21 protein-coding genes and 3 pseudogenes are annotated in these 23570 nt (G+C 62.4%); 12 read left to right on the forward strand and 12 right to left on the reverse strand.

The genetic code is table 11. From position 1 onward, the window contains the following. Positions 1-144 precede the first annotated feature (144 nt). The 7 genes and pseudogenes from ASE85_RS24440 to ASE85_RS13985 all read left to right on the forward strand — a co-directional run. The coding region (locus ASE85_RS24440; protein WP_443018529.1) for a calcium-binding protein at positions 145-404 on the forward strand (260 nt) is incomplete at its 3' end. An 892-nt stretch (positions 405-1296) separates the two neighbouring features. Beyond that, positions 1297-2943, forward strand: a complete 1647-nt coding sequence (locus tag ASE85_RS24445; RefSeq protein WP_443018530.1) for a beta strand repeat-containing protein — start codon at positions 1297-1299, stop codon at positions 2941-2943. Continuing rightward, positions 2909-3496 (forward strand): annotated as a pseudogene (locus ASE85_RS13970) (calcium-binding protein); the annotation flags it as partial. The gene ASE85_RS24445 and the pseudogene ASE85_RS13970, both read left to right, overlap by 35 nt. Positions 3497-3629: 133 nt before the next feature. Next, positions 3630-3877 (forward strand): hypothetical protein (locus tag ASE85_RS24450; RefSeq protein WP_443018531.1); only part of this gene is annotated, 248 nt, incomplete at its 3' end. 157 nt (positions 3878-4034) lie between these two features. Then, positions 4035-5042 carry a calcium-binding protein gene (locus ASE85_RS24455; protein ID WP_443018532.1) on the forward strand — a complete coding sequence of 336 codons (1008 nt, stop codon included), beginning with the start codon at positions 4035-4037 and terminating at the stop codon, positions 5040-5042. Between the two features lie 194 nt (positions 5043-5236). Then, positions 5237-5797, forward strand: coding sequence for a hypothetical protein (locus tag ASE85_RS13980; RefSeq protein WP_156358352.1), 561 nt, complete (start codon positions 5237-5239; stop codon positions 5795-5797). 72 nt (positions 5798-5869) lie between these two features. After that, positions 5870-6790: pseudogene (locus tag ASE85_RS13985) on the forward strand (formylglycine-generating enzyme family protein); the annotation flags it as partial. A gap of 46 nt (positions 6791-6836) precedes the next feature. On the opposite strand, the gene ASE85_RS23970 reads toward ASE85_RS13985, so the two are convergent. Continuing rightward, the gene (locus ASE85_RS23970; RefSeq protein ID WP_235523565.1) at positions 6837-7034 is read right to left on the reverse strand and encodes a hypothetical protein; all 198 of its coding nucleotides are present in this window, start codon (positions 7032-7034) and stop codon (positions 6837-6839) included. A gap of 201 nt (positions 7035-7235) precedes the next feature. Between ASE85_RS23970 and ASE85_RS23975 the strand changes: the two are divergent. Then, positions 7236-7630, forward strand: a pseudogene (locus ASE85_RS23975) (conjugal transfer protein TraG N-terminal domain-containing protein); the annotation flags it as partial. 17 nt (positions 7631-7647) lie between these two features. Here the strand turns inward: ASE85_RS23975 and ASE85_RS13990 are convergent. Genes ASE85_RS13990 through ASE85_RS14030 form a run of 9 tightly spaced genes read right to left on the reverse strand, consistent with a single transcriptional unit; the run spans position 7648 to position 16900 of the window. Then, complete coding sequence (locus ASE85_RS13990; RefSeq protein ID WP_056689473.1) at positions 7648-8517, reverse strand: alpha/beta fold hydrolase; 870 nt, start codon at positions 8515-8517, stop codon at positions 7648-7650. An 8-nt stretch (positions 8518-8525) separates the two neighbouring features. Continuing rightward, on the reverse strand, positions 8526-9083 hold the full coding sequence (locus ASE85_RS13995) for a cysteine hydrolase family protein (RefSeq protein ID WP_056689475.1): 558 nt from the start codon (positions 9081-9083) through the stop codon (positions 8526-8528). Positions 9084-9095: 12 nt separating this feature from the next. Continuing rightward, positions 9096-10787, reverse strand: coding sequence for a thiamine pyrophosphate-binding protein (locus tag ASE85_RS14000; RefSeq protein WP_056689477.1), 1692 nt, complete (start codon positions 10785-10787; stop codon positions 9096-9098). 12 nt (positions 10788-10799) lie between these two features. After that, positions 10800-11387: a 3-isopropylmalate dehydratase small subunit gene (gene leuD, locus ASE85_RS14005; RefSeq protein ID WP_056689479.1), complete on the reverse strand. Its 588-nt coding sequence runs from the start codon at positions 11385-11387 to the stop codon at positions 10800-10802. Further along, positions 11387-12793 (reverse strand): 3-isopropylmalate dehydratase large subunit, encoded by a 1407-nt coding sequence (gene leuC, locus ASE85_RS14010; protein ID WP_056689481.1) that lies wholly within the window; start codon positions 12791-12793, stop codon positions 11387-11389. Before leuC ends, leuD begins: the two co-directional genes overlap by 1 nt. Before the next feature lie 17 nt (positions 12794-12810). Beyond that, positions 12811-14007, reverse strand: coding sequence for a CaiB/BaiF CoA transferase family protein (locus ASE85_RS14015; RefSeq protein ID WP_056689483.1), 1197 nt, complete (start codon positions 14005-14007; stop codon positions 12811-12813). 1 nt (position 14008) lies between these two features. After that, the gene (locus ASE85_RS14020; RefSeq protein WP_056689485.1) at positions 14009-14920 is read right to left on the reverse strand and encodes a hydroxymethylglutaryl-CoA lyase; all 912 of its coding nucleotides are present in this window, start codon (positions 14918-14920) and stop codon (positions 14009-14011) included. A gap of 16 nt (positions 14921-14936) precedes the next feature. Beyond that, complete coding sequence (locus ASE85_RS14025) at positions 14937-15710, reverse strand: maleate cis-trans isomerase family protein (RefSeq protein ID WP_056689487.1); 774 nt, start codon at positions 15708-15710, stop codon at positions 14937-14939. Next, positions 15707-16900, reverse strand: coding sequence for an FAD-dependent oxidoreductase (locus ASE85_RS14030; protein ID WP_056689489.1), 1194 nt, complete (start codon positions 16898-16900; stop codon positions 15707-15709). The genes ASE85_RS14025 and ASE85_RS14030 overlap by 4 nt, the downstream gene beginning before the upstream one ends. Before the next feature lie 150 nt (positions 16901-17050). Between ASE85_RS14030 and ASE85_RS14035 the strand changes: the two genes are divergently transcribed. The 4 genes from ASE85_RS14035 to ASE85_RS14050 all read left to right on the forward strand — a co-directional run bounded on the left by ASE85_RS14035 (position 17051) and on the right by ASE85_RS14050 (position 20984). Then, positions 17051-17869, forward strand: a complete 819-nt coding sequence (locus ASE85_RS14035; RefSeq protein ID WP_056689495.1) for a helix-turn-helix domain-containing protein — start codon at positions 17051-17053, stop codon at positions 17867-17869. Between the two features lie 119 nt (positions 17870-17988). Further along, on the forward strand, positions 17989-18858 hold the full coding sequence (locus tag ASE85_RS14040) for an isocitrate lyase/PEP mutase family protein (protein ID WP_056690175.1): 870 nt from the start codon (positions 17989-17991) through the stop codon (positions 18856-18858). A gap of 25 nt (positions 18859-18883) precedes the next feature. After that, on the forward strand, positions 18884-20221 hold the full coding sequence (hisD, locus tag ASE85_RS14045; RefSeq protein WP_056689496.1) for a histidinol dehydrogenase: 1338 nt from the start codon (positions 18884-18886) through the stop codon (positions 20219-20221). Further along, complete coding sequence (locus ASE85_RS14050; RefSeq protein WP_056689497.1) at positions 20214-20984, forward strand: SDR family NAD(P)-dependent oxidoreductase; 771 nt, start codon at positions 20214-20216, stop codon at positions 20982-20984. Before hisD ends, ASE85_RS14050 begins: the two co-directional genes overlap by 8 nt. A gap of 169 nt (positions 20985-21153) precedes the next feature. Here ASE85_RS14050 and ASE85_RS14055 read toward each other — a convergent pair whose 3' ends face one another. Together ASE85_RS14055 and ASE85_RS14060 are read right to left on the reverse strand one after the other, a co-directional pair. Then, positions 21154-22041: an SDR family NAD(P)-dependent oxidoreductase gene (locus ASE85_RS14055; protein ID WP_056689499.1), complete on the reverse strand. Its 888-nt coding sequence runs from the start codon at positions 22039-22041 to the stop codon at positions 21154-21156. 2 nt (positions 22042-22043) lie between these two features. Beyond that, complete coding sequence (locus ASE85_RS14060; protein WP_156358354.1) at positions 22044-23279, reverse strand: M24 family metallopeptidase; 1236 nt, start codon at positions 23277-23279, stop codon at positions 22044-22046. Between the last annotated feature and the right edge of the window lie 291 nt (positions 23280-23570).

Below are 23570 nucleotides of genomic sequence, written 5' to 3' on the forward strand. Positions count from 1 at the left end.
AACGGCGGGGGGGGCAATGACCTTTTCTACGGCGATTTCTCGACCAGCACCGCCAATATCAGCTTCACTCTCAACGGCACCGCCGGCAGCACTTCGACCTTCACCGGCCAGGGGTCGTCCGTCACCAATGTCGAACGCATCCAGGTGACCACCGGGTCGGGCAATGACAGCCTCACCGGCGGTGCGCTGGCCGACACGCTGAACGCGGGCGACGGCACCAATAGCGTCAATGGCGGCGCTGGCGACGACAGCATCACCTCGTCGGGCATCGACACCATCAATGGCGGCGACGGCAATGACARCTGGACCGGCAATTATGGCGCCATGACCAGCGCGCTGACCATGACCGAGGGGTCGGGGCTGAGCTACGGCTTCTCCAACGGCACCAGCGTCACCAATGTCGANGACCGGCAATTATGGCGCCATGACCAGCGCGCTGACCATGACCGAGGGGTCGGGGCTGAGCTACGGCTTCTCCAACGGCACCAGCGTCACCAATGTCGARTATCTCACCRTCTATAGCGGCAGCGGCAACGACACATTGCTGGTCAAGACCGGCGGCCAATTCTATGCGGGTGACGGCAATGACAACCTGACTATCGACTGGTCAACCAGCACCACCCAGCAATATGCCCAGGCCTATGGCTCTTCCGGCAGCTATTCCGTCTATGCCTATGATTATGGCACCGCTTATTCGATCAGCGGCAACGCCGTCGAAACANCAGCAATATGCCCAGGCCTATGGCTCTTCCGGCAGCTATTCCGTCTATGCCTATGATTATGGCACCGCTTATTCGATCAGCGGCAACGCCGTCGAAACACTGGTCGTCAAGTTCGGCAGCGCGGACGACACTTTCTACGCCTATGCCAATGGCGTCGGGGTCGTGAACGGCGGGGGGGGCAATGACCTTTTCTACGGCGATTTCTCGACCAGCACCGCCAATATCAGCTTCACTCTCAACGGCACCGCCGGCAGCACTTCGACNCCAGCAATATGCCCAGGCCTATGGCTCTTCCGGCAGCTATTCCGTCTATGCCTATGATTATGGCACCGCTTATTCGATCAGCGGCAACGCCGTCGAAACCCTGGTCGTCAAGTTCGGCAGCGCGGACGACACTTTCTACGCCTATACCAATGGCGTCGGGGTCGTGAACGGCGGGGGGGGCAATGACCTTTTCTACGGCGATTTCTCGACCAGCACCGCCAATATCAGCTTCACCCTCAACGGCACCGCCGGCAGCACTTCGACCTTCACCGGYCAGGGGTCGTCCGTCACCAATGTCGAACGCATCCAGGTGACCACCGGGTCGGGCAATGACAGCCTCACCGGCGGCGCGCTGGCCGACACGCTGAACGGCAATACCGGCAACGACACCATCGATGGCGGCGCAGGCGACGATCTTCTCTATGGCGGTGATGGCACCGATACGTTGAGCTTCGCGTCGTCCGCCAATGCCATCACCTTCTCCCTGGCAACCAACCAAGCCGGCTATTATGATGCCGGCAACGGCACCGACTATGTCGAAGGGTTCGAAAACCTGACGGGGTCGGCGTTGAACGATACGCTGACGGGCACCAGCGCCGCAAATGTCATCGATGGCGGCGCGGGCGCAGACAGCATGGCCGGCGGCGGCGGCAACGACATCTATATCGTCGACAATGTCGGGGATGTCGTGACGGAAGCATCGGGCAGCGGCACCGATGAAGTGCGCACCAGCCTATCCAGCTATACCCTGACCAGCAACGTGGAACGGTTGCGCGGAACGGTGTCCACTGGACAGACGCTGAACGGCAACACGTTGGCCAACACCATTACCGGCGGCGATGGCAATGACATCATCAATGGCGGCAGCGGCGCCGACAGCATGAGCGGCGGCCTGGGCAACGATATCTACTATGTCGATAATGCGAGCGACGTCGTCACCGAAGCCGCTTCCGCCGGCACCGACGAAATCCGTACCGCCCTCGCCAGCTATACATTGGGCACCAACCTCGAAAATCTCACTGGCACCAGTTCGTCGGCACAGACCCTGACCGGCAACGGCCTGGCCAACAGCATCACCGGCGGCGCGGGTAATGATACGCTGAACGGCGGGGACGGCAATGACGTGCTCGATGGCGGCACCGGGAACGACAGCATGACTGGCGGCACCGGGAACGACACCTATATTGTCGACAATAGCGGCGACGTGGTGACAGAAACCGCCTCGGCCGGCACCGACACGGTCCGCACCAGTCTTGCCAGCTACACGCTGGGCAGTAATGTCGAAAATCTAGTCGGCACCCTGTCCACTGGCCAGACGCTGACCGGCAACAGCCTGGCCAACAGCATCGCTGGTGGCGCCGGCAACGACATCATCGACGGTGGCACCGGCGCTGACAGCATGGCCGGCGGCGGCGGCAACGACCTCTATTATGTCGATCATGCCAGCGACGTCGTCACCGAAGCGACTTCCGGCGGCACCGACGAGGTTCGCAGCAGCATCGCCAGCTATACGCTGAACACCAATGTAGAAAATCTGGTCGGCACCCTGTCCACCGGTCAGACGCTGAACGGCAACAGCATCGCCAACAGCATCACCGGCGGCGCTGGCAACGACGCCATCAACGGTGGCGGCGGGGCCGATACCATGGCGGGTGGCCTGGGCAACGACACCTATGTTGTCGACAGCAGCGGTGATATCGTCACCGAAGCCGCGTCCGCCGGCACCGACACGGTTCGCACCGCCATTTCCACCTATACGCTGACCAGCAACGTCGAAAATCTGGTCGGCACCTCTTCCACCGGCCAGACGCTCAAGGGCAACAGCATCGCCAACAGCATCACTGGCGCCGCCGGCAATGACGTCATCAATGCTGGTGGCGGGGCCGACACCATGGCGGGTGGCCTGGGCAACGATCTCTATTATGTCGACAATAGCGGCGATATCGTCACCGAGTGAGGTCCGCGTTGCGATCGCCAGCTATACGCTGACGGCCAATGTCGAAAATCTGGTCGGCACCCTGTCCACCGGTCAGACGCTGACCGGCAACAGCCTGGCCAACAGCATCGCTGGTGGCGCCGGCAACGACATCATCGACGGTGGAACCGGCGCTGACAGCATGACCGGTGGCCTGGGCAACGACGTCTATTATGTCGATCATGCCAGCGACGTCGTTACCGAAACGGCTTCCGGCGGCACCGACGAGGTCCGTACCAGCCTTGCCAGCTATACGCTGAACACCAATGCAGAAAATCTGCTCGGTACCCTTGCCACCGGTCAGACGCTGAACGGCAACAGCCTCGCCAACAGCATCACCGGCGGCGCCGGCAACGACGCCATCAACGGTGGCGGCGGGGCCGATACCATGGCGGGTGGCCTGGGCAACGACACCTATGTTGTCGACAGCAGCGGCGATATCGTCACCGAAGCCGCGTCCGCCGGCACCGACACGGTTCGCACCGCCATTTCCACCTATACGCTGACCAGCAACGTCGAAAATCTGGTCGGCACCNGATATCGTCACCGAAGCCGCGTCCGCCGGCACCGACACGGTTCGCACCGCCATTTCCACCTATACGCTGACCAGCAACGTCGAAAATCTGGTCGGCACCTCTTCCACCGGCCAGACGCTCAAGGGCAACAGCATCGCCAACAGCATCACTGGCGGCGCCGGCAATGACGTCATCAATGCTGGTGGCGGGGCCGACACCATGGCCGGCGGCCTGGGCAACGATCTCTATTATGTCGACAATAGCGGCGATATCGTCACCGAAGCCGCGTCCGCCGGCACCGATGAGGTCCGCGTTGCGATCGCCAGCTATACGCTGACGGCCAATGTCGAAAATCTGGTCGGCACCCTGTCCACCGGTCAGACGCTGACCGGCAACAGCCTNGGCCTGGGCAACGATCTCTATTATGTCGACAATAGCGGCGATATCGTCACCGAGGCCGCGTCCGCCGGCACCGATGAGGTCCGCGTTGCGATCGCCAGCTATACGCTGACGGCCAATGTCGAAAATCTGGTCGGCACCCTGTCCACCGGTCAGACGCTGACCGGCAACAGCCTTGCCAACAGCATCACCGGCGGCGCCGGCAACGACATCATTGACGGTGGCACCGGCGCTGACAGCATGACCGGTGGCCTGGGCAACGACGTCTATTATGTCGATCATGCCAGCGACGTCGTTACCGAAGCGACTTCCGGCGGCACCGACGAGGTTCGCAGCAGCCTTGCCAGCTACACGCTGAACACCAATGTAGAAAATCTGGTCGGCACCCTGTCCACCGGTCAGACGCTGAACGGCAATAGCCTCGCCAACAGCATTACAGGCGGCGCCGGCAACGACATCATCAATGGCGGTGCCGGTGCCGACACGATGTCGGGCGGTCGCGGCAACGATATTTATTATGTCGACAATGCTGGCGATGTGGTGATCGAAACTATCTCGACCGCCGGGTCGGATACGATCTTCACGTCGGTATCCTACAGCCTGACGGGCTATATCGAAACGCTGACGCTGACCAGCACTGCCAACCTTTCCGGCACGGGCAATGACTATGGCCAGACCATCAACGGCAATAGCGGCAACAACAGCCTCTCCGGCCTTGGCGGTATCGATATCCTCAACGGATTTGCCGGCAACGACAATTTGAACGGGGGTAGCAATACCGACACGCTGAACGGCGGTGACGGTAATGACATATTGGACGGCGGGACTGCATCCGACACCCTCACCGGTGGAGCGGGCGTGGATATCTTCGCGTTCATGAATACGCCCGGCGCCAGCAATATCGACACGATCACCGACTTTTCGGTGGCGGACGATACGATCCAGCTCAATGATGCGGCATTTGCCGGCCTGTCGGTGGGCGCACTTGGTGCCAACGCATTCGTCATCGGTACGAGCGCTTTGGATGTCGATGATCGGATCATCTACAATGATGCGACCGGCGCCCTGTTCTTCGATTCCGATGGCAGTGGCGCAGGAGCCGCCGTGCAGTTCGCGACCATCTCCACCGGGCTCGGACTGACTGCAGCGGACTTCGTGATCGTCTGACGGGACGAGCCCTGCCCCGGCGCTTACTCGCCGGGGCAGGGTCGCTATCGCGCAATATCGGCCGGATCACCCGACGGATTCCGCCTCACGCCGCATGGCGGGGGCCGGCGTCCAGTCCTTGTTGGCGACCGGAACATAGGGAATATCCGCCGGGTCCGTGGTCGCCCGCCCCGATGACGCTGGCATAACAGCGCTTGCCAATAGCGGTATCGCCCATCGCGATGGGCGAGGGACAGGCGCGCAGTGACGAACGTTTTTCCCGCTATAGCTTTGCCAGCATCACGAACCGGTCATGGCGGATGACCGCCGACATCGTCGTGCCGCAAAAGAGCGGCGACGGCGCGATCGTGGCGCAGGGCAGCCGCCTGAACGGATGGGGGCTGGTGATGCTGAACGACAAACCCACATTCATGAACAATGCTTCCATTCTGGATCGTTACCGGACCCGCATTGCAGGTAGCGAAGCGCTCAATCCAAGCGCGCACCAGATCACCGTCGACTTCGCCTATGACGGCGGCAAGCGAGGCGCCGGCGCCACCGTCCAGTTGCTGGTCGATGGAGCGCAGGCGGCGACGGGACGCATTTCCCGCACCATTGGCGCACTGATGGCAAGTGAGGGCGGCGCCTCCATCGCGAGGGATTATGGCACCACGCTTTCAGCGGAATATGCCAGTCCTTTCACCTATCCGGGCGACATCCGGAAGATCGTCATCGACTTGAAGCCGACGCCCCAAGTGCCCAATGAGAATGAATAAGGACAACGAGAGGCGGTTAGCTTGCAGGGCGGCTTCGCAGTGACCGGTACACAGATCGAGGCGCAGGCTGGGATGATTTGGATCCCCGGCGATACGTTCTCAATGGGTTCGGAAAACTTCTATGTTGAAGAGATGCCCGTTCGCCGTGTTTCGGTTGACGGGTTCTGGATTGACGCCACGCCCGTCATCCATCGTCAATATGCTCAGTTCGTCGCCACAACCGGCTGCTGAACTGTCGCCGAAGTAGCGCCAGATCCTGCGCCGTATCCAGGCATACCGCCCCAGATGGTGCAGCCCGGTTCTTTGGTCTTCCATAAGACCGCCGGGCCGGCCGACCTCGCCAATCCGGCAAATTGGTGGCGATTCGACTTCGGCGCCGACTGGCGCCATCCGCTGGGGCCGGACCGGGATATCGAGGCACTCGACCTGTGGGACCATCCCGTCGTCCAAGTTGCCTATGCCGACGCGCAAGCCGATGCGAAGTCGGCAGGAAAGTCGCTACCGACCGAAGCCGAGTTCGAGTTTGCGGCGCGTGGAGGTCTTGACGGCGCAGACTATGCCTGGGGTGATGAACTGGCGCCGGATGGGGTAATGCTGGCCAACTACTGGCAAGGCCTGTTTCCTTTTGCCAACAAGAAGTTGGACGGCTGGAAGCGGACCTCGCCAACGGGAACGTATCCGGCTAATAGCTACAGCCTGTTCGACATGATCGGCAACACTTGGGAATAGACCAACGACTGGTTGAATGACACGCTCTCTGTAACTCGCAAGAAGCCTGGTCAATCGTGCTGCACGCACAATAGCCACCGCGGTGGCAGGCTGAAAGATAACCTCGATCCGTCGCAGCCTCACGTGCGGATCGGCCGCAAGGTGCTCAAGGGCGGTTCGCACTTGTGCGCGGCGAACTACTGCCAGCGCTACCGACCCGCCGCGCGCCAGCCCGAGATGATCGACACCGCTACGTCGCACATAGGGTTTAGATGCGTACTGCGGTTTGGGCGAGGCACCGACAAATGCTCGATCCGTCCCGTCAGCCTGTTCACAGCCGGGGCGAAAAGTTCATCGGATAGCTCCGGAACGTCCACGCCTCGATCAGCAGCATGGCGACGGTCAGCGTAGCGCCATAAGGAATGAACCGCCTGACGTTGCGCGCCAGACGAGAATGGAATTCGAGAAACGCGTCGGTGCCCTCCTCCGATAGATGCAGCCGGTAGGTCCGGGACTTGGCCGTAGCCATGAATAGCCTCCCTGATTCGCAAAAACCGCATCTTTCCTGACGACCAAATTCCCGTTTAAAGCTGTCGCTGCGCATAAAAGCGGCACTGAAATGCCGATTTCGGCATCTCAGTGCCCTCCCCAGTGCGCCGTGCCCCAAGCCATCAAAACGATGGGCATATCGGACACCCCGACGCTCATTGTCGATGGGCAACTTATATCCGATTTCAGCCTCAACCTGACACCGGCGACGGCAGCCCGGATGTCGAAGGCCTGGCTTCTCAATGAGAGCCAACTCGGCGCCGTCGCGAATGGTGGCCATGCACGGTTCAGCCTTGCCCATAAGATCTTCTCGTCTCCACCGGCAAACAGGCCTGGTCCGACACGATCGAGCATTTTACGGGCGGCGGTACCAAGGGCGCAGTTGCGAAGGCCAACTGGCTACGCGGCGGGTTCGAGATGGATCGGAAGGGAAACTGGCGCTTCAAGCCCCAAGTAGCGGACACGCTTCAACGCCATGTCCAGGCGATCATGGTCCAGACTGGCTGGGAGCGTTTGATATCACGAGCGGCCCAAGACCAAGCCGGATTTGGGTCGGCGGTACAGGCGGAAACCGGGGGCTTGGGTCTATGTCATTACAAATTTTTGTATCCCGATGCGCTAATGTTCAGAAACTTCAATATGTGCTCCGCGCGGTCATTTTGGTACGCAGGATCATCCGATCGCGGCAGGCGCAGCCATGCCGCGACCGCAAGCCGATCTCCTATGGTCATACTGTCGTCAGCCAGCGGATCATCGGCGGCGGCAACGATCATCATGGCATGGCGCAACAGCGGCAACCGCGCCATGGCGTCCCATCGGAATGCCGCCCTGTAGCCCAGATGATAGGTGCCCGCGGCCTTGAGCAGTTCGATCAACCAGCCATGCAGGCGATCCGCCGGCATCAGGCCGCCGTCGCGGCGCGCCGACCTGGTCCGGTCGAACCACGGCCAGAACAGGGATTGGTCACGCAGGAAATGAAAAGCCCGGATCAGATAGGCGCCATGCTGGTCCGACTCGAACGGATGGGCATAGTGGGCGAGCAGCCGATCGCGCTCGCCATTGGCATATAGCCCGACCCCGTCCAGCACGATGCGATGGACCAGGTCAGGCCGGGCGATCGCTGTTTCAGCCGCGATGCAGGCGCCGGTGTGGAAACCGTAAAGATCGACATCCGCCAGCCCCATCTCGTCCAGCCATTGCACCAGCGTATCGGCGAAATCGGCGATCGACGGCGCATTGAGCGGATGCGGGGCGCTGTCACCGAACCCCGGCGTGTCGGGTGCGATGACATGGCGATGTTCCGCCAGCGTAGCGATCAAGGGCACGAGTTGCGCCGCGCTGCCGGGCGATCCATGCAGCAGGACGAGCGGGCGCCCGCCCGGAATACCTGCCTCACGATAATGTATCTGGCCGAACGGCAAGTCGGAGAAACGACGGCAGACAGCTATGGCGGTTTCAGCCATGGCGCGTACTAAAATGCCGCTTCGACGGCAGACACTACTCTGCACAACCGGGCCAGCATGGCTACTTCGGCGACATGTTCCGCTTCGTCATAGGCGGCGCAACCATCCTCGATCAGGGTGACGGCCAAACCGCGGTCATGCGCCTCGCGCACCGCGCTGCTGACGGCTAGTGCAGTGGAGACGCCCGATATGAAGATGCTGTCGATGCCCAGCCGCGCGATTTCACTGTCCAAGCTGGTCCCGATGAAGGGGCTGACCCCATGTTTGACGATGTCGATGTCGCCCGCCGCCGGGGCCACGGCCGGATGCACCGCCGTTCCCGCAGTACCCAGTTGCAGCATCCCGCTGCCCTTGAACCCGGCAAACAGCGGCGATGCGGCAGGTGCTTCATCGAAATCGCCGGTAAAGCCGACGCGCACATAGGCGATGTTTGCGCCTGCCGCCCTTGCGCGGGCAAGAGCCATCACGGTATTTTCCAGGACGGCCCGACGGGCGACTTCGCCCTTCATGGGATCATGGGCAAGCAGATCGTTGATAAGGTCGATGACGAGATAGAGGCTGGGCATGGGTCCGGTCCTTCAATGCTTCTTGGCGATATCCTCGAACAGGATCATCCCGACCAGCGGATCGCGCTTGCGCACCTGTCCACCCATCGGATCGATCCGCACGTCGATCAACGCGGGGCCGTCTGCCGCCTGCGCGGCGGCGATCGCGGCGCGCAGGCTCTCTCGGCTGTCTGCAACCGTGCCCGAACAGCCAAAGGCGCGGGCGATGGCGGCATAGTCGGACACGCCAAGGTCGGTGTTGACGGTGCGGCCATAAGTGATGTCCTGCCCGTGATATTCGGTTCCCCATTTGCCGTCATTGCTGACCAGCACGGTGAGGCGCAGCCCAGCCCGGCGCATGGTGTCGAGTTCGGCAAGGAAGAAACCGACCGATCCGTCACCGGTGACCAGCACCGCCGGGACAGGCTCCGTCCCACGCGCGGCCGCCAGTTCCGCTTCGCCCGCCGCCATGCCGACCGCGATCGGGAAGCCCGAACCCATCGCGCCCAGCGGCAGGTGGTCGGCATAGCTGCGTGCCCGGTTCACCCTCATATGGCCAAATGTGAAATTCAAAATATCGGCCCCGTCGCCGATCAGAATGCGATCTTCGGGCAGCAGGTCGTTCAACGCCGCGCCAATCTCCAACTGGTGCAGCGGGGCGTCCGGGTCGTTGCGCAGCCCGTCCACCCTGCCCTTGCGTTCAGCCAGCGCATCCACGATCCATTGCGGATCGCGCGCGAAGCCCTGCGCCTCCAAATTGTCAGCGATCATTGCAAGACTATCGCCCATGTGCCCGATGATCGGCAAATCCACCGGCAGGTTACGACCGATCGCCGCTGCATTGTCATCCACATGAATGAAGCGGGCGCCCTCGCCGAAGCGTGGCGCCTTGCCATAGCCGAACCACATCGTCATTTTGGCGCCTATCGCGATCACCAGATCGGCAAGAGGCGCTGCTCGCTGCGCATAGGGCCAGGGATAGCCGGTAGGTGCGTGTTCGGGCACGATGCCCCGGCCCAGGCTATTGCCCAGCACCGGGATGCCCAGCGCCGCGAGGCGATTGAGCGCATCTTGACAGTCGCCACGCGCCGCCCCGACATCCGTGACGATGATGGGCCGCTGCGCCTGAGCGATCAGCGCGGCGGCAGCGGCGACCTGCGCATCGCGGGCGGGCGGCAATGCGACGGGCGCATACGCCCCAGGCAGGTCGGCGGCGACCATCTGCGTCATCATGTCCATTGGCAGGACCAACAGCGCGGGGCCAGGCACACCCTCACACGCGGCCTTGCACGCGGCGGCGAAATATTCGCCCAGCCGGTCGGCGCTGGGCACTGTGCGACTGAACTTGATGAAGGGCGCCGTCAGTTCATGGCGGTCCACGGCATAAGCGACGGCCGGTTCGATCCAGCTGTCGGGAAAACGGGTCGCCAGCACCACGATCGGGCTTTCGGACTGGGCTGCCGTCATGATCGCGGTCAGTGCGTTTTGAAGCCCCTGTTCGGTGATGATGCAGGCGAAACCGATACGTCCCGTCCGCCGGGCATAGCCGTCAGCCGCGCCCACGGTGCCGCTTTCATGCCGCCCGCCGATGATGCGCCCGCCCAGATCCTCAAACGCCATCAGCAATGGCGCGTGGGTCGCCCCAGCCAGCGCGAACAGCGTGCGTGCGCCGCTATCAAATATGCCCTGCGCAAGCAGGGCGGCGCCGCTGATTTCGTTCGTCATCGCTCTATCCCCTTATTGCACGCCAACCCACCGGCGTTCGCTACGCAGGCGCGTTTCGTGCGCGACGATCTCCGCTTCGCGTTGTGCGATCAGACCGATCTCATCCAGCCCTTCCAGCAGGCAGTGGCGGCGAAAAGCGTCCATGACGAAGGGAAAGCGGTCACCTGCATCGGTTGTGACTTGGTTCGCTTCCAAATCGACGGTCACCGTCCCATCCTGTGCCGCCGCCAGCAGACGGTCGATCGCCTCCTGCGGGAGGGCGATCAGGGCCAGGCCGTTCTTGGCGCTATTGCTGGAAAAAATGTCAGCGAAACTGGGTGCGATGACTGCGCGGAAGCCCATGTCGAGCAGCGCCCATGGCGCATGTTCGCGGCTCGACCCACAACCGAAATTCTCGCCCGCGATCAGGATCGGCGCGCCGGCATAGCGTGGCTGATCGAATATATTGGCTTGGTCGGCGCGCAGTTGCTCGAATGCGCCCTGACCCAGCCCTGTGCGGGTGATGACCTTCAACCAACGGGAGGGGATGATGATGTCGGTATCGACATTCTTGGCGCCGAAGGGAACGGCGATGCCGGTAACGGAACGGAAAGGACGCATCAGATGGCCTCCAGCGTGCGGACGTCGGTCAGTTTGCCCGTGATGGCCGCAGCGGCGGCCATGGGGGGGGAAACCAGATGGGTACGGGCGCCCGGCCCCTGTCGGCCGACGAAATTCCGGTTGCTGGTAGAGGCGCAGCGCTGCCCGGCGGGCACCTTGTCGGGGTTCATGCCCAAACACATGGAACAACCCGGATCGCGCCATTCGAAGCCTGCGTCGATGAAGATACGGTCCAGCCCCTCGGCTTCCGCCTGCAACTTCACAAGACCCGATCCCGGCACGACCATCGCCCGCTTGACGCTGGCGGCAACCTTGCGCCCGCGCACGATCGCGGCGGCATCGCGAAGATCCTCGATCCGGCTGTTGGTGCAACTGCCGATGAAAATCTGGTCGATGGTGATCTCCGCCATCGGCGTGCCCGGCGTCAGTCCCATATAGTCAAGCGCCTTGCCCATGGCCGCCGCCCGTACGGGATCGGCGTCGATTGCCGGGACCGCGCCATCGATCGGCGCGCTGTCTTCGGGGCTGGTGCCCCATGTGACGGTGGGCGCGATGGTGGCCGCGTCAATCTCGATCACCGCATCGAACAGCGCGTCGGGATCGCTTTTCAGCGTCTTCCACCAAGCAAGCGCAATATCCCAATCCGCACCCTGGGGCGCGCGCGGGCGGCCCTTCACGTAAGCGAACGTCTTTTCGTCGGGCGCAACGAGGCCCGCACGCGCGCCCGCCTCGATCGCCATGTTGCACAAGGTCATGCGTGCCTCGATCGACATTGCGTCGATCGCCGATCCCATAAATTCGATCACATGGCCGGTGCCGCCCGCCGTGCCGATCTTCGCGATCAGGTGCAGCGCCACATCCTTCGACGTGATGCCGCGGCCCAGCACGCCATCAACCCGCACCGCCATGTTGCGCGACTTGCCCAGCAGCAGCGCCTGCGTTGCGAAGACCGTCTCGATCTCCGACGTGCCGATGCCAAAGGCCAATGCGCCAAGTGCGCCATGGGTGGAGGTATGGCTGTCGCCGCAGACCAACGTGACGCCAGGCAGGGTGAAGCCCTGTTCCGGCCCGACGACATGGACGATGCCCTGCTCAGGCGCGGTCATTTCATAATATTCTATGCCGAAGTCGCGGCAATTCTCTTCCAGCACCTTGAGTTGGAGCGCCGATTGCGGGTCTTCGATCGGCTTGTCGCGATTGATTGTGGGCACATTATGGTCCGGCATCGCCAGCGTCAGTTCCGGCCGGCGCAGCCGGCGACCGGCGGCGCGCAGCCCCTCGAACGCCTGGGGCGTGGAGACTTCGTGGATCAGGTGGCGGTCGATGCCGATCAGGCAAGTGCCGTCATCCTGGCGGGCGATGACATGATCGTCCCAGATCCGGTCGTAAAGGGTGCGTGCGGTCATTGCGGGTCTTCCAATCGTCAGATGGCGCCGGCGGCGGCGAGGCGCGCGAGTTCCGCCTCGTCCAGCCCCAGCAGTTCGACATAGACTTCGGCATTATGCTGGCCGACTTCGCCAGGCGCGAGGCGGCGGATGGAACCGGGCGTGTCGGACAATTTGGGGAAGCTGTTCTGCATCTTGAACTTGCCCCAGCGGTCGGACTCGACCTCCACCAACGCTTCGCGCGCCTCGAAATGCGGGTCTTCCAGCATCTCCTGCGCCCGGTAGATCTTGCCCGCCGGGATGCTATGCTCGATCATCAGCGCTTCAAGTTGATCCACGGTCAACGTGCGGGTCCAGTCGGCGATGATATCGTCCAGTTCGCCCAGATGCCTGCCGCGCGCGACATGGGTGGCATAGCGTTCGTCGTTCGCCAGTTCGGGCTGGCCCATCGCCTTGCACAGGCGACCGAAAATCGCGTCCTGATTGGCGCCGATCAGATATTCGCCGTCGCTCGTGGGATAGACGTTGGACGGCGACACGCCCTCCAGGATCGATCCGGTGCGTTTGCGCACATGGCCCGACACCATATATTCGGGCACCAGGCTTTCCATGACCTGCAACACCGCTTCGTAGAGCGCGCTGTCCACCACCTGACCCTTGCCGGTCTTTTCCCGTGCGTGAAGCGCCGCGAGCGCGCCCATGCAGCCATAGGTTGCGGCCAGGCTGTCGCCGATCGACACGCCCATGCGGCTGGGCGCGCGGTCTGCATCACCCACGATATAGCGCCATCCCCCCATCGCCTCGCCAATGCCGCCAAAACCGGCGCGCGAAGAATAGGGGCCGGTCTGGCCATAGCCCGACACTCGCACGATGATGAGGCGCGGATTGATGGCGTGGAGGATGTCAGGGCCAAGTCCCCATTTCTCCATCGTACCGGGCTTGAAATTCTCGATCAGTATGTCGGCATGGGCGACAAGCTTGCGCACGATATCCTGACCTTCGGTCACGCGCAGATTGGCGGAGACGGAGCGCTTGTTGCGGGCGACCACTTCCCACCACAGTTTCGCGTCGCCATGGCCCCAATTGCGCATCGGGTCGCCTTGTTCCGGTGGCTCCACCTTGATGACGTCCGCGCCCATATCGCCGAGCAACTGGCCGCAGAAGGGACCGGCGATCAGCTGGCCCAGTTCGATGACGCGGATGTCAGACAGGGCGCCGGGATTGGTCGTGTTCATATTACTGCTCCGATTGATTGGCGGAGGGAAAAGCACCGGCGCGTGCGACCATGGAGGGCAATGGCTTGCCCATGACGGTGGTGAACCAGCGATTGGCGTCGATCAGCATGTCAAGATCCACGCCGGTCGCGATGCCGGACCGCTCCAGCAGATATTGCACATCTTCGGTCGACACATTGCCTGCGGCGCCCGGCGCAAACGGACAGCCGCCAAGGCCACCCAGCGATGCGTCGATCGTGGTCGCCCCCGCCTCCACCGCTGCCCAAACATTGGCCAGGCCGGTGTTCCGCGTATCGTGGAAATGACAGCGGATGGGCATGTCCGGCACGGCAGCGCGCACGCGCGTCACCAGCGCCGTCACCTCGGCGGGAACGGCGACGCCGATCGTATCGGCCAGCGCGATCTCTCGTGGGCCGGACTTCGCCAGTTCCACCGCCATGGCGACGACATGATCGGGCGACACGAACCCCTCGAACGGGCAACCGAATGCGGCGCCGATCGTCACCTGCGCGCTGCGCCCCGCGGCTTTGGCCAGCGCGATGATGTCGCGGGCCGACTGCACGGATTCCGCGCTGGTCTGCCCCTGATTGCGCATGGCGAAACTGTCGCTCGCCACGCAGACCGCGCCCAATTCATCCACCTTGGTCAGCAGCGCCCGCTTCGCGCCCCGCACGTTGAGGACAAGCCCCACATAGATCGCATCGTCCCGGTCGGGCAACGCCGCGATCACCGTCTCCGCGTCGGCCATCTGCGGAACGCGACGGGGATTGACGAAACTCGCCACCTCGATACGGCGAACGCCAGCCGCCAGAGCGCGGCCGACCAGCGCGACCTTGTCAGCGGTCGATACGATCAGGCTTTCATTCTGAAGCCCGTCGCGCGGCCCCACCTCGACCAGTTCGATCCTGCGCACGCCCTCGCCTTTCCCGTCAGAACTCGGCCATCAAACGGCCATAGCCATGAACTTTATCGTGAATACCGTTCTCGCGCAGGGCGTGCCAGTAAGTCGCGGTGTTGATCGCGATCACCGGCTTGCCCAGCCACATCTCGGCAGCGGCGGCGAGACGGATGGCAGACAGGTTGGTGCCCACCTGGATGATCGCGTCGACATCGTCGCCGTCCAACTGCTTCATCGTATCACGGATGCGCTCCGGCGTGACCTCCGCAATGGCGATCCAGGACGGGCATTGCAGCGGTACGTCGCGCACTGTTTCATAGCCATAGTCGGACAGGAAATTGCGCACTTCGGCGTTGGCCGTCGGGAAATAGGGCGACAGGAAAGCGATCTTCTTCACCCCGCCATAAGCAGCCAGAGCCGCCGCCGTAGCTTCGGAGCCGGTCGAAACCTTCAGGCCCGACACCTCTTCGACATTCTCGCGCCATTTGCGCCCACCCTCGGCCCCGCCGAAGAAGGTGACCGCCGACATGCCCATGACCAGATAGTCGGGCTGGCAAGTCAGTACGCCATGCACGGCATCGATCGTGTTTTCGCTGATCTGCCAGGCGCCGGCCATGAACGTCTCGTTCGACACCGCCTGCGCATTATCCACCACGATGCGGCTATAATGGTTGGTGACGCCGTGCGGGCGCAAATCGTCGAAATCGGGCTGCACGATAGTATTTGTCGATGGGCCGAGTACGCCGAATTTCATCCGGGGGCCAAGCGAATCCGCGCTGCGGCGAATGGCTGTATCGATGGTCATGCGATGCTCTCCGCTTCTTCGAGACTCTTGAACATCGCCTGCTTCAACAGATACTCACGACGCAGCCCGTCATCAGCGCGGATTTCCGCCATACGGCTACGGCGGAGCCTGCTGGCTTCGCCCGCGCCCTGCTCCATGAAGGCCATATTTTCGATCGTCTGCGCCTGGATGAAATTCAATGTGACGGTCCGCCGCTGCCTGTCGAAACGCTCCAACTGTGCCCGGTCGCCATCGTGGCGCAGGATCGAATAGAGTTTCTCGGTCAGGTTCCAGGCATCGTGGATGCCGCTGTTCATGCCGAAACCACCCAGCGGGTTGTTGAGATGCGCAGCGTCGCCGATCAGCAGCATCCGCCCTTTGACGAAGCTTTTCGCGACACGCTGGTGCACGCGATAGATGGTGCGATGCTCGGTTTCGACGGGGATGTCGCCGACGATCCGGCTGAACACCTTGGCTGCGTTCTCGTTGGAAATCAGTTCCTCGTTGCTCAGCGCGCCGTCCGCCGGCACCAATACCCGCCACAGCGTCGGCACACGCAGCAGCACCAGCCATTCATCGGGGTCGGAAATATAATTCACATAGGAAAGGTTCGGGACATGATCCTCGATCGGCAACGCGGTCGACAGGCTGACGAACTTCTCTTCATAGGTGAAGCCTTCGAACTCCACGTCCATCTTCTGCCGTACCACGGAACGTGAACCATCCGCACCGATCAGAAATTTGGTGTGGATTTCGGTCGAAACGCCGTCGATCACAACCGTCGCGATCACGCCATCCGCGACTTCACGCGCATCGATCAACTGCGCGTTGAAGCGCATGTCGATCTTGGGATCGTCGATCATCCGCTGGGCCAGCAGGTTTGCCATATGGAACTGTTCGCACTGCAACCGGAACGGGAAACGCGCATGGTCAGCAATCTCGGTCAGGTCGAAATCGATAACCTCGCCGCTTTTGCGGTCGCGCATATGATAGACCGGCGCCTTGAGGCCTTGCGCGATCAGCGGATCGGCTGCGCCGATTTCGTCCAGCATTTCCAGCGTCGCAGCATGGAATGTGGATGCCCGCAGATCATGGGCGCAGGACGCCTGTGCCTCGCACAGCATAACGTCGATATTCATCGCCGCTAAGCGCGATGCGGCAATCGTACCCACAGGACCGGCGCCCACCACAAGGGCTTCGACTTTGCGCATTGTTTCCCCACTGTCCGAAGAATTTGTCGCCCATAGCCATTGCATCGTCGCACGGTACGGCGAACCCGACAGCCGGAATATCTTCGCCAGGCGAACATGCTTGTTCGACCATCGCTTGACAGTAGCGGCACTTCGGCGAAATCTTTTCCCATGATGGACACCCCGATCGACACAGACGACACCAGAGACAAGGATCGTTCGATCCGGTCGATCGCGCGCTGCATCGCCGTGTTGCAGGCGATCAATCGCGGCAGCGGCCTGACCCTGACGGAGATTGCGCGCAGCGCGGCTATCCCCCACCCCACCGCGACGCGCATCATCAAGACGCTGATCGACGAGGGACTGATCGAGCAGGAGCCGGCGCGCAAGCGCTACCGCCCGACCGCACTCGTGCAGACGCTGTCGTGCGGATTCCAGAATCACGATAGACTGGTGGTGGTGGCCCGCCCCCATATCATGCGGCTGACGCAACAATTTAATTGGCCCGTGAGCCTGGCGACCAGGGTCGGCCAGGCGATGGTAGTACGCGATTCCACCAGCACGATCACATCGCTGACCTTCAACAACTATTATCCCGGCTGGCAGGTGCCGTTATTGCCGTCGGCATCAGGTCGCGCCTATTTCTCCTTCGCGCCCCAATCCGAACAGGCCGAACTGCTCCAACAATATCGCGCGACGGGGCAAGGCATCGATCCGCTGACGCTGCGCACATTCGAAAGCGGAGAGGCGCAGCGCAGGATCCGGGAACAGGGCTATGCAGCGGTGGCGCGCAATCATTATTCGGCCAATCCGGGCAAGACATCCTCGATTGCGGTGCCGCTGTTTGAGGGCGACAAGCTTGTCGGCTCGCTCGCCATGATTTTCTTCGCCAATGCGATGTCGATGACCGATGCGATCGAGCGGCTGTTGCCGCCGCTGCGTATGACGGCGGAGACGATCGGCGGGAACCTGCTGGAAACCGCCGAATAGCCAAGAGCATTTGTTCACCAGACGAACGAAATATGGCCATATATTGAACGCCCGCCCTGCATGAGTAGGCCATGCATCACCGGCTGTGGCGCTCGGTTGCGCGTGCCGGCGGAGCAGACATGGCCAATCCTATTCTATCGCAAAAATTACGCGCGGGCGAATTCATCACCGCGCCCGGCATCCAGGACATGATCACCGCAGTGATCGCCAACGAAATCGGTTTCGACGCCGTATATGGCTCCGGATACTGGCTGACGGCATCGGCCTATGGCCTGCCCGACGCTGGTATCGCGTCCGTCACGCAGATGACCGATCGCATGGCAACACTGGTCCGGTCATCCACCGCGCCGGTCATCGCCGACGCCGATACAGGCTATGGCGGCCTGCTGAACGTCCATCATACCGTGCGCGGCTATGAAGCGGCGGGCGTCACCGCTATTCAAATCGAAGATCAGCAATTCCCCAAGAAATGCGGCCATACCCCGTTCAAGCGGATTGTGCCCGTGGAGGAGATGGTCGCCAAGATCAAGGTCGCCCGCGACGCGCGGGAGGACGAGAATTTCCTGATCATCGCACGCACCGACGCGCGCCAGAGTGAAGGACTGGCGGGCGTGCTGCGCCGTATGGAAGCCTATGCCGACGCGGGGGCCGACATCCTGTTCCCCGAAGCGCTAGCCAGCGAAGAAGAAATGCGCATCCAGTGCGCCGCGATCGACCGGCCCTTCATCGCCAATATGGCGTCGGGCGGCGTGACGCCCATCCTGCCGGTAGAGACGTTGAAGCAGATCGGCTTTTCGATGGCGATCTTCCCGGCGCTCACCAGCCTGGTGTCGGCGGCAGCGGTGCGATCGTCGCTCCTGGCCTTGAAGCAGGGCGACGGATCGGGTGGCGACCAGCCGCTATATGATTTCAAACGCTTCTGCTCGCTCATCGGCTTCGAGGACGTTTGGGCCTTTGAACGCAAATGGGCCGACGCGGAACAGAATTGATCCATTTTTCAGGGAGAGCAAGGCCATGGCACGCTGGTTGAAGCGCGGCGACAAGACCAATGACAAACCCGCCGTTCTTGGCCAGGTGCGCGAGACGGTGGAGCGCGCACTTGCCGACATCGCCGCACGCGGCGACGATGCGGTGCGCGAGATGTCGCAGAAATTCGACGGCTGGGTACCGGAAAACTTCCTGCTGTCGGAACGGGAAAAGCAGGATTGCCTGGACCAGTTGTCGGCGCAGCACCTGAAGGACATCGAATTCGCCCAGACACAGGTTCGCAATTTCGCCCGCATCCAGCGCGACAGCATGAAGGATGTGGAGGTCGAAACCCTGCCCGGCGTGATCCTGGGCCATCGCAACGTGCCGGTGAACGCCGCTGGATGCTATGTGCCGGGCGGCAAATATCCGCTGCTCGCCTCCGCCCATATGTCGGTCATCACCGCCAAGGTAGCGGGCGTGCCGCGTGTTGCCACCTGCGCTCCGCCGTTTCAGGGCAAGCCCGCGCCAGCGATCGTCGCGGCGCAGGTCATGGCGGGGGCCGACGAAATCTATGTGCTGGGCGGTATCCAGGCGGTCGGCGCACTGGCGCTGGGTACGGCCTCGATCAAGCCGGTCGACATCCTTGTCGGTCCGGGCAACGCCTTCGTCGCCGAAGCCAAGAGGCAGTTGTTCGGCAAGGTCGGGATCGACCTGTTTGCCGGGCCGACCGAAACGCTGGTGATCGCAGACGAGATCGGATGCGACGGCGAACTGGCGGCGACCGACCTGCTGGGACAGGCAGAACATGGACCCGACAGCCCGGCGATCCTGCTGACCACATCGGAAAAGCTGGCGCATGACACGATGCGGGAGATTGAGCGACTGCTCAAGATCCTGCCGACTGCGGCGCATGCCGGGAGGGCATGGGCCGACTATGGTGAGGTCATCATCGCCCAAGACGACGCCGAGATGGTCCGCATCGCCGACGAGATTGCGTCGGAACATGTGCAGGTGATGACGGCCGACCCGGATTATTTCCTGAATGCCATGACCAATTATGGTGCACTGTTTCTGGGTCCGCGCACCAATGTCAGCTATGGTGACAAGGTGATCGGCACTAACCATACGCTGCCCACCGGCAAGGCCGCGCGCTATACTGGCGGGCTATGGGTCGGCAAATTCCTCAAGACCTGCACCTATCAGAAGGTGCTGACTGATGAGGCAAGTGCGCTGATCGGTGAATATTGTTCGCGACTGTGCGGGCTGGAGGGCTTTGCCGGTCATGGCGAGCAGGCCAATGTCCGTGTGCGCCGCTATGGCGGGGTCGATGTCCCCTATGCCGGCACGGCGGCCCCTTCCGCACTGACCGCCGTCGATGGCTGACATATTGCCGTGCACACCGTCCTTCCGCCTCGACGGCCGGCGGGCGCTGGTGACGGGCGCAGGCAAGGGCATCGGCCTTGCCTGCGCCGCCGCTCTGGCGGAGGCTGGCGCGGAGGTGACGCTGGTGGCGCGCACGCTCGCCGATGTAGAGGCGGGCGCGGCGGCGATCAGGGACGCGGGCGGTCAGGCAGTTGCGTTGCCGCTTGACGTCGGCGATCTCGGCGCGGCGGAAGCCGCGATCGGAGCGGCGGGGCCTTTCGATATATTGGTCAACAATGCCGGTATTAACCGGCCTATGCCCATGCACGATGTTACGCCATCCGATTACGACGCCGTGCTGGACCTCAACGTCAAGGCCGCCTTCTTTGTTGCGCAGGCGGTGGTGCGCGGGTTGATCACAGCGAAGCGGCCCGGTTCGATCATCCATATGGGGTCGCAGATGGGCCATGTCGGCGGCGTCAACCGCTCGCTCTACTGCGCGTCCAAATGGGCTGTAGAGGGCATGTCCAAGAGCTTTGCGCTCGATCTCGCGCTCTATGGCATTCGGTCCAACACGATCGCGCCAACCTTTATCGAGACGCCGATGACGAAGCCCTTTTTCGAAGATGCAGCGTTTCGCACCGATGTGTTGAAAAAGATCAAACTCGGCCGGATCGGCCGGGTCGAGGATCTGATGGGGGCTGTTTTGTTTCTGGCGTCCGACGCCTCTGCACTGGTGACGGGAACCAGCATTGTCGTCGATGGCGGATGGACGGCGGATTAGGCCGGCACGATTGACGGCTTCGTGACGCTTAACTTCGCATATTTCCCGCAAATGTTGTAATTTTAGTTCGCTACCATGATCCTATCGCAAAGTCGGCGGATTGTTCGGATTGACCATGCGATAAGCGCCACAAAGGCGATTGTCGCATGATTGGCCCGTTGTTGGACAGTCACAATATCCGCGGCACCACCACAGGTTCGGTCACGCTTTGTGCGGCGGCCATTTCCCACCCGGCATCATCGTCCCAGTCCTTTGCCACGAAACGGCGACCGTTCCACGACGCCGATTCGTCGGCCGCCAGCCATAGCGAAGGCGGGACGATCACGTCGGCAGGCAGCAGGCCCGCCAACGTCCCTTCGCTCCCGCCACCGCTATTCTTCCCCGCGCGAAATCCGGGGATGGCGCGCGCGCCAACATTGTCGCCAGGTATCAATGCGGTGTCGCTCGCGCCGCCGGGCAGCAGGCCGTTTACCGTAACGCCGCTGCCAGCCAGATCACGCGCCCAGATCGCCGTGCTCGCTTCCAGCGCCGCCTTGCTCGCGCCATAGGGGCCACGGCCGCTGACCGTCATGGTCGGGCCAGACGTCAACATATTGATGATCCGACCCAAGCCCTGCCCCACCATGTCCTGCACCAACGCCTGGGTCATCAGGAACGGGCCGACGATGTTGGTGACGATCAGCCGCTCGTAACCGCCTGCGTCCGCTTCCCAGAAGCGCGACGGCGCTTCCCGGTCGAACCGCGTCATTGCCTCGGCCGGGCTGCGCGCCGCATTATTGAACAGGACGTCCACACCGCCCATCTTGCCCCGCGCCACGCTGGCGATACGTTTGCAATCCGCCTCCAACGTTACATCGGCCAGTTCGCCGATACAGCAATCTGGCGCAATCGCATTGGCGTCGGCAATCGTGCGGCGCAATTCCTCCCCATTGCGAGCGGCGGTCAGCATCAGCCGTGCCCCCTGTCGCGCGAAGGCCAGTGCAAGTTCACGACCAAAGCCACGGCCGCCACCCGTGATGAGGATGCGGCGATCGGTGAGCGAGGGATATCGAGTCATGGTCACAGCTGGATCAGGGGGGAAGCGGTGTCGTTCAGCGGTTCGCAGCCATTTTCGGTAATCAACCAGAGATCCTCCAGATGCACTGTGCCGCCCATGTCGGTCTGCATGATCGGGCAGTCGACGCTCAGGACCATGTCCTTTTCGATCAGATGATCGGCCTTGACGAAGTGCATGGCGTCGCCCTCATAAGCCTCGTCCGTGTGGAACAGGCCGACGCTGTGCGGGGACGACGGCGTGGCCATGTCGAAACCGGCAGCGGCGATCGCCCCGCGCCCGGCCGCCATGACGTCCGAATAGCGGATGCCCGGACGCAGGATGGCACGCACCGCATCATTGGCCAGTTGGGCGGCGGCCAGTGCGTCCTTGAGGGCTGGCCCCGGCTCCCCCACGCAAACGGTTCGGCCATAGTCGCCATGATAGCCGGCATAATGGCTGACGGCGTCGACCTGGAAAGCGCGACCTTCGCGGATCAGGCCGTCGCGCTGGCGATAGGCGATATTGTCGACCGACAGGAATAGCGGGATGCCGCCGCGCCGCCCGGTTTCGGCGTAGAAGGCCAGACGCAATTCCTCATAGCTGCCCCCTTCCCGCATGGAAAGGATGCTGGTCCGCGCGGCCTGCGCATTTTCATGCGCGGCGTGACGCATCAGCATGATTTCCTGGGGCGACTTGATCATCCGCACCCGGCGCAACAAGGGTTCGGCCGGGCGCCACGCATAATCATCGCCGAGCAGCATGTGCGGCAAGGCGCCGTCGCTCGCGATCAGGCATCCGGCCGCCAGTCCCGCCAGCGCGTCCCCCAGCGCCGCACGCTGCCCTGCATAGGCCGGCGTTGCGTCCAGCAGGTCCAGCGTCGAAGCGCGGGTCGCCCGCTCGAACGGGTCTGCCGCTCCGCCCGGCGCAGAGCGAAAGAAAGTGGGCGGCGCCGCTGCGCCTTCGGGCTCGCTGCCCGGCGCGGTATAGAGGAAAATGCGCAGCGGTCCGTCAGGATCGACATTATCCATGTCGAAGAAATAATGCACGAATTGCGACGTAATCAGGATCGCCGGGCGTCCACGATCCGCCGGCACGACCGCAAGCGCGGTGCCCAGCTGACCCATGGCGACAGTCTGCGGCCAGAAGCCTGTAGCATGATAGATGTTAGTGGGGTCGGTCAATACCAGGGCGGCAACGCCAGCCGCATCCATCACCTGCTCGGCGCGGTTGCGATTCATGAGGGGCGTGGGCAGACTCAAGGCGGCCTCCTTAGACCGCTGAAAATGCGGCGCGCTATTGTGGATATGCGGTCGGGGCTAGGCGCAGCGCCCGCCGCGGCAAATATGACGCCCAGATTTTCGTCGCCTGGCGGAAAAAATGTAGGATCCACTGTCTAGGTCCATGCCGAATCGGCACCCATATGACATCGGCTTTGAACAGGGTTCATGACCTTTCAAAGACGGTGCAAATCATTCAAGCGTTCAAATCAGTATTAATTACAACAATCCATGGAACCATACGCAGATATACGGACACAGCGGTAACCTTCT

It is taken from the genome of Sphingobium sp. Leaf26 (assembly GCF_001421665.1).
Classification (GTDB): Bacteria; Pseudomonadota; Alphaproteobacteria; order Sphingomonadales; family Sphingomonadaceae; genus Sphingobium.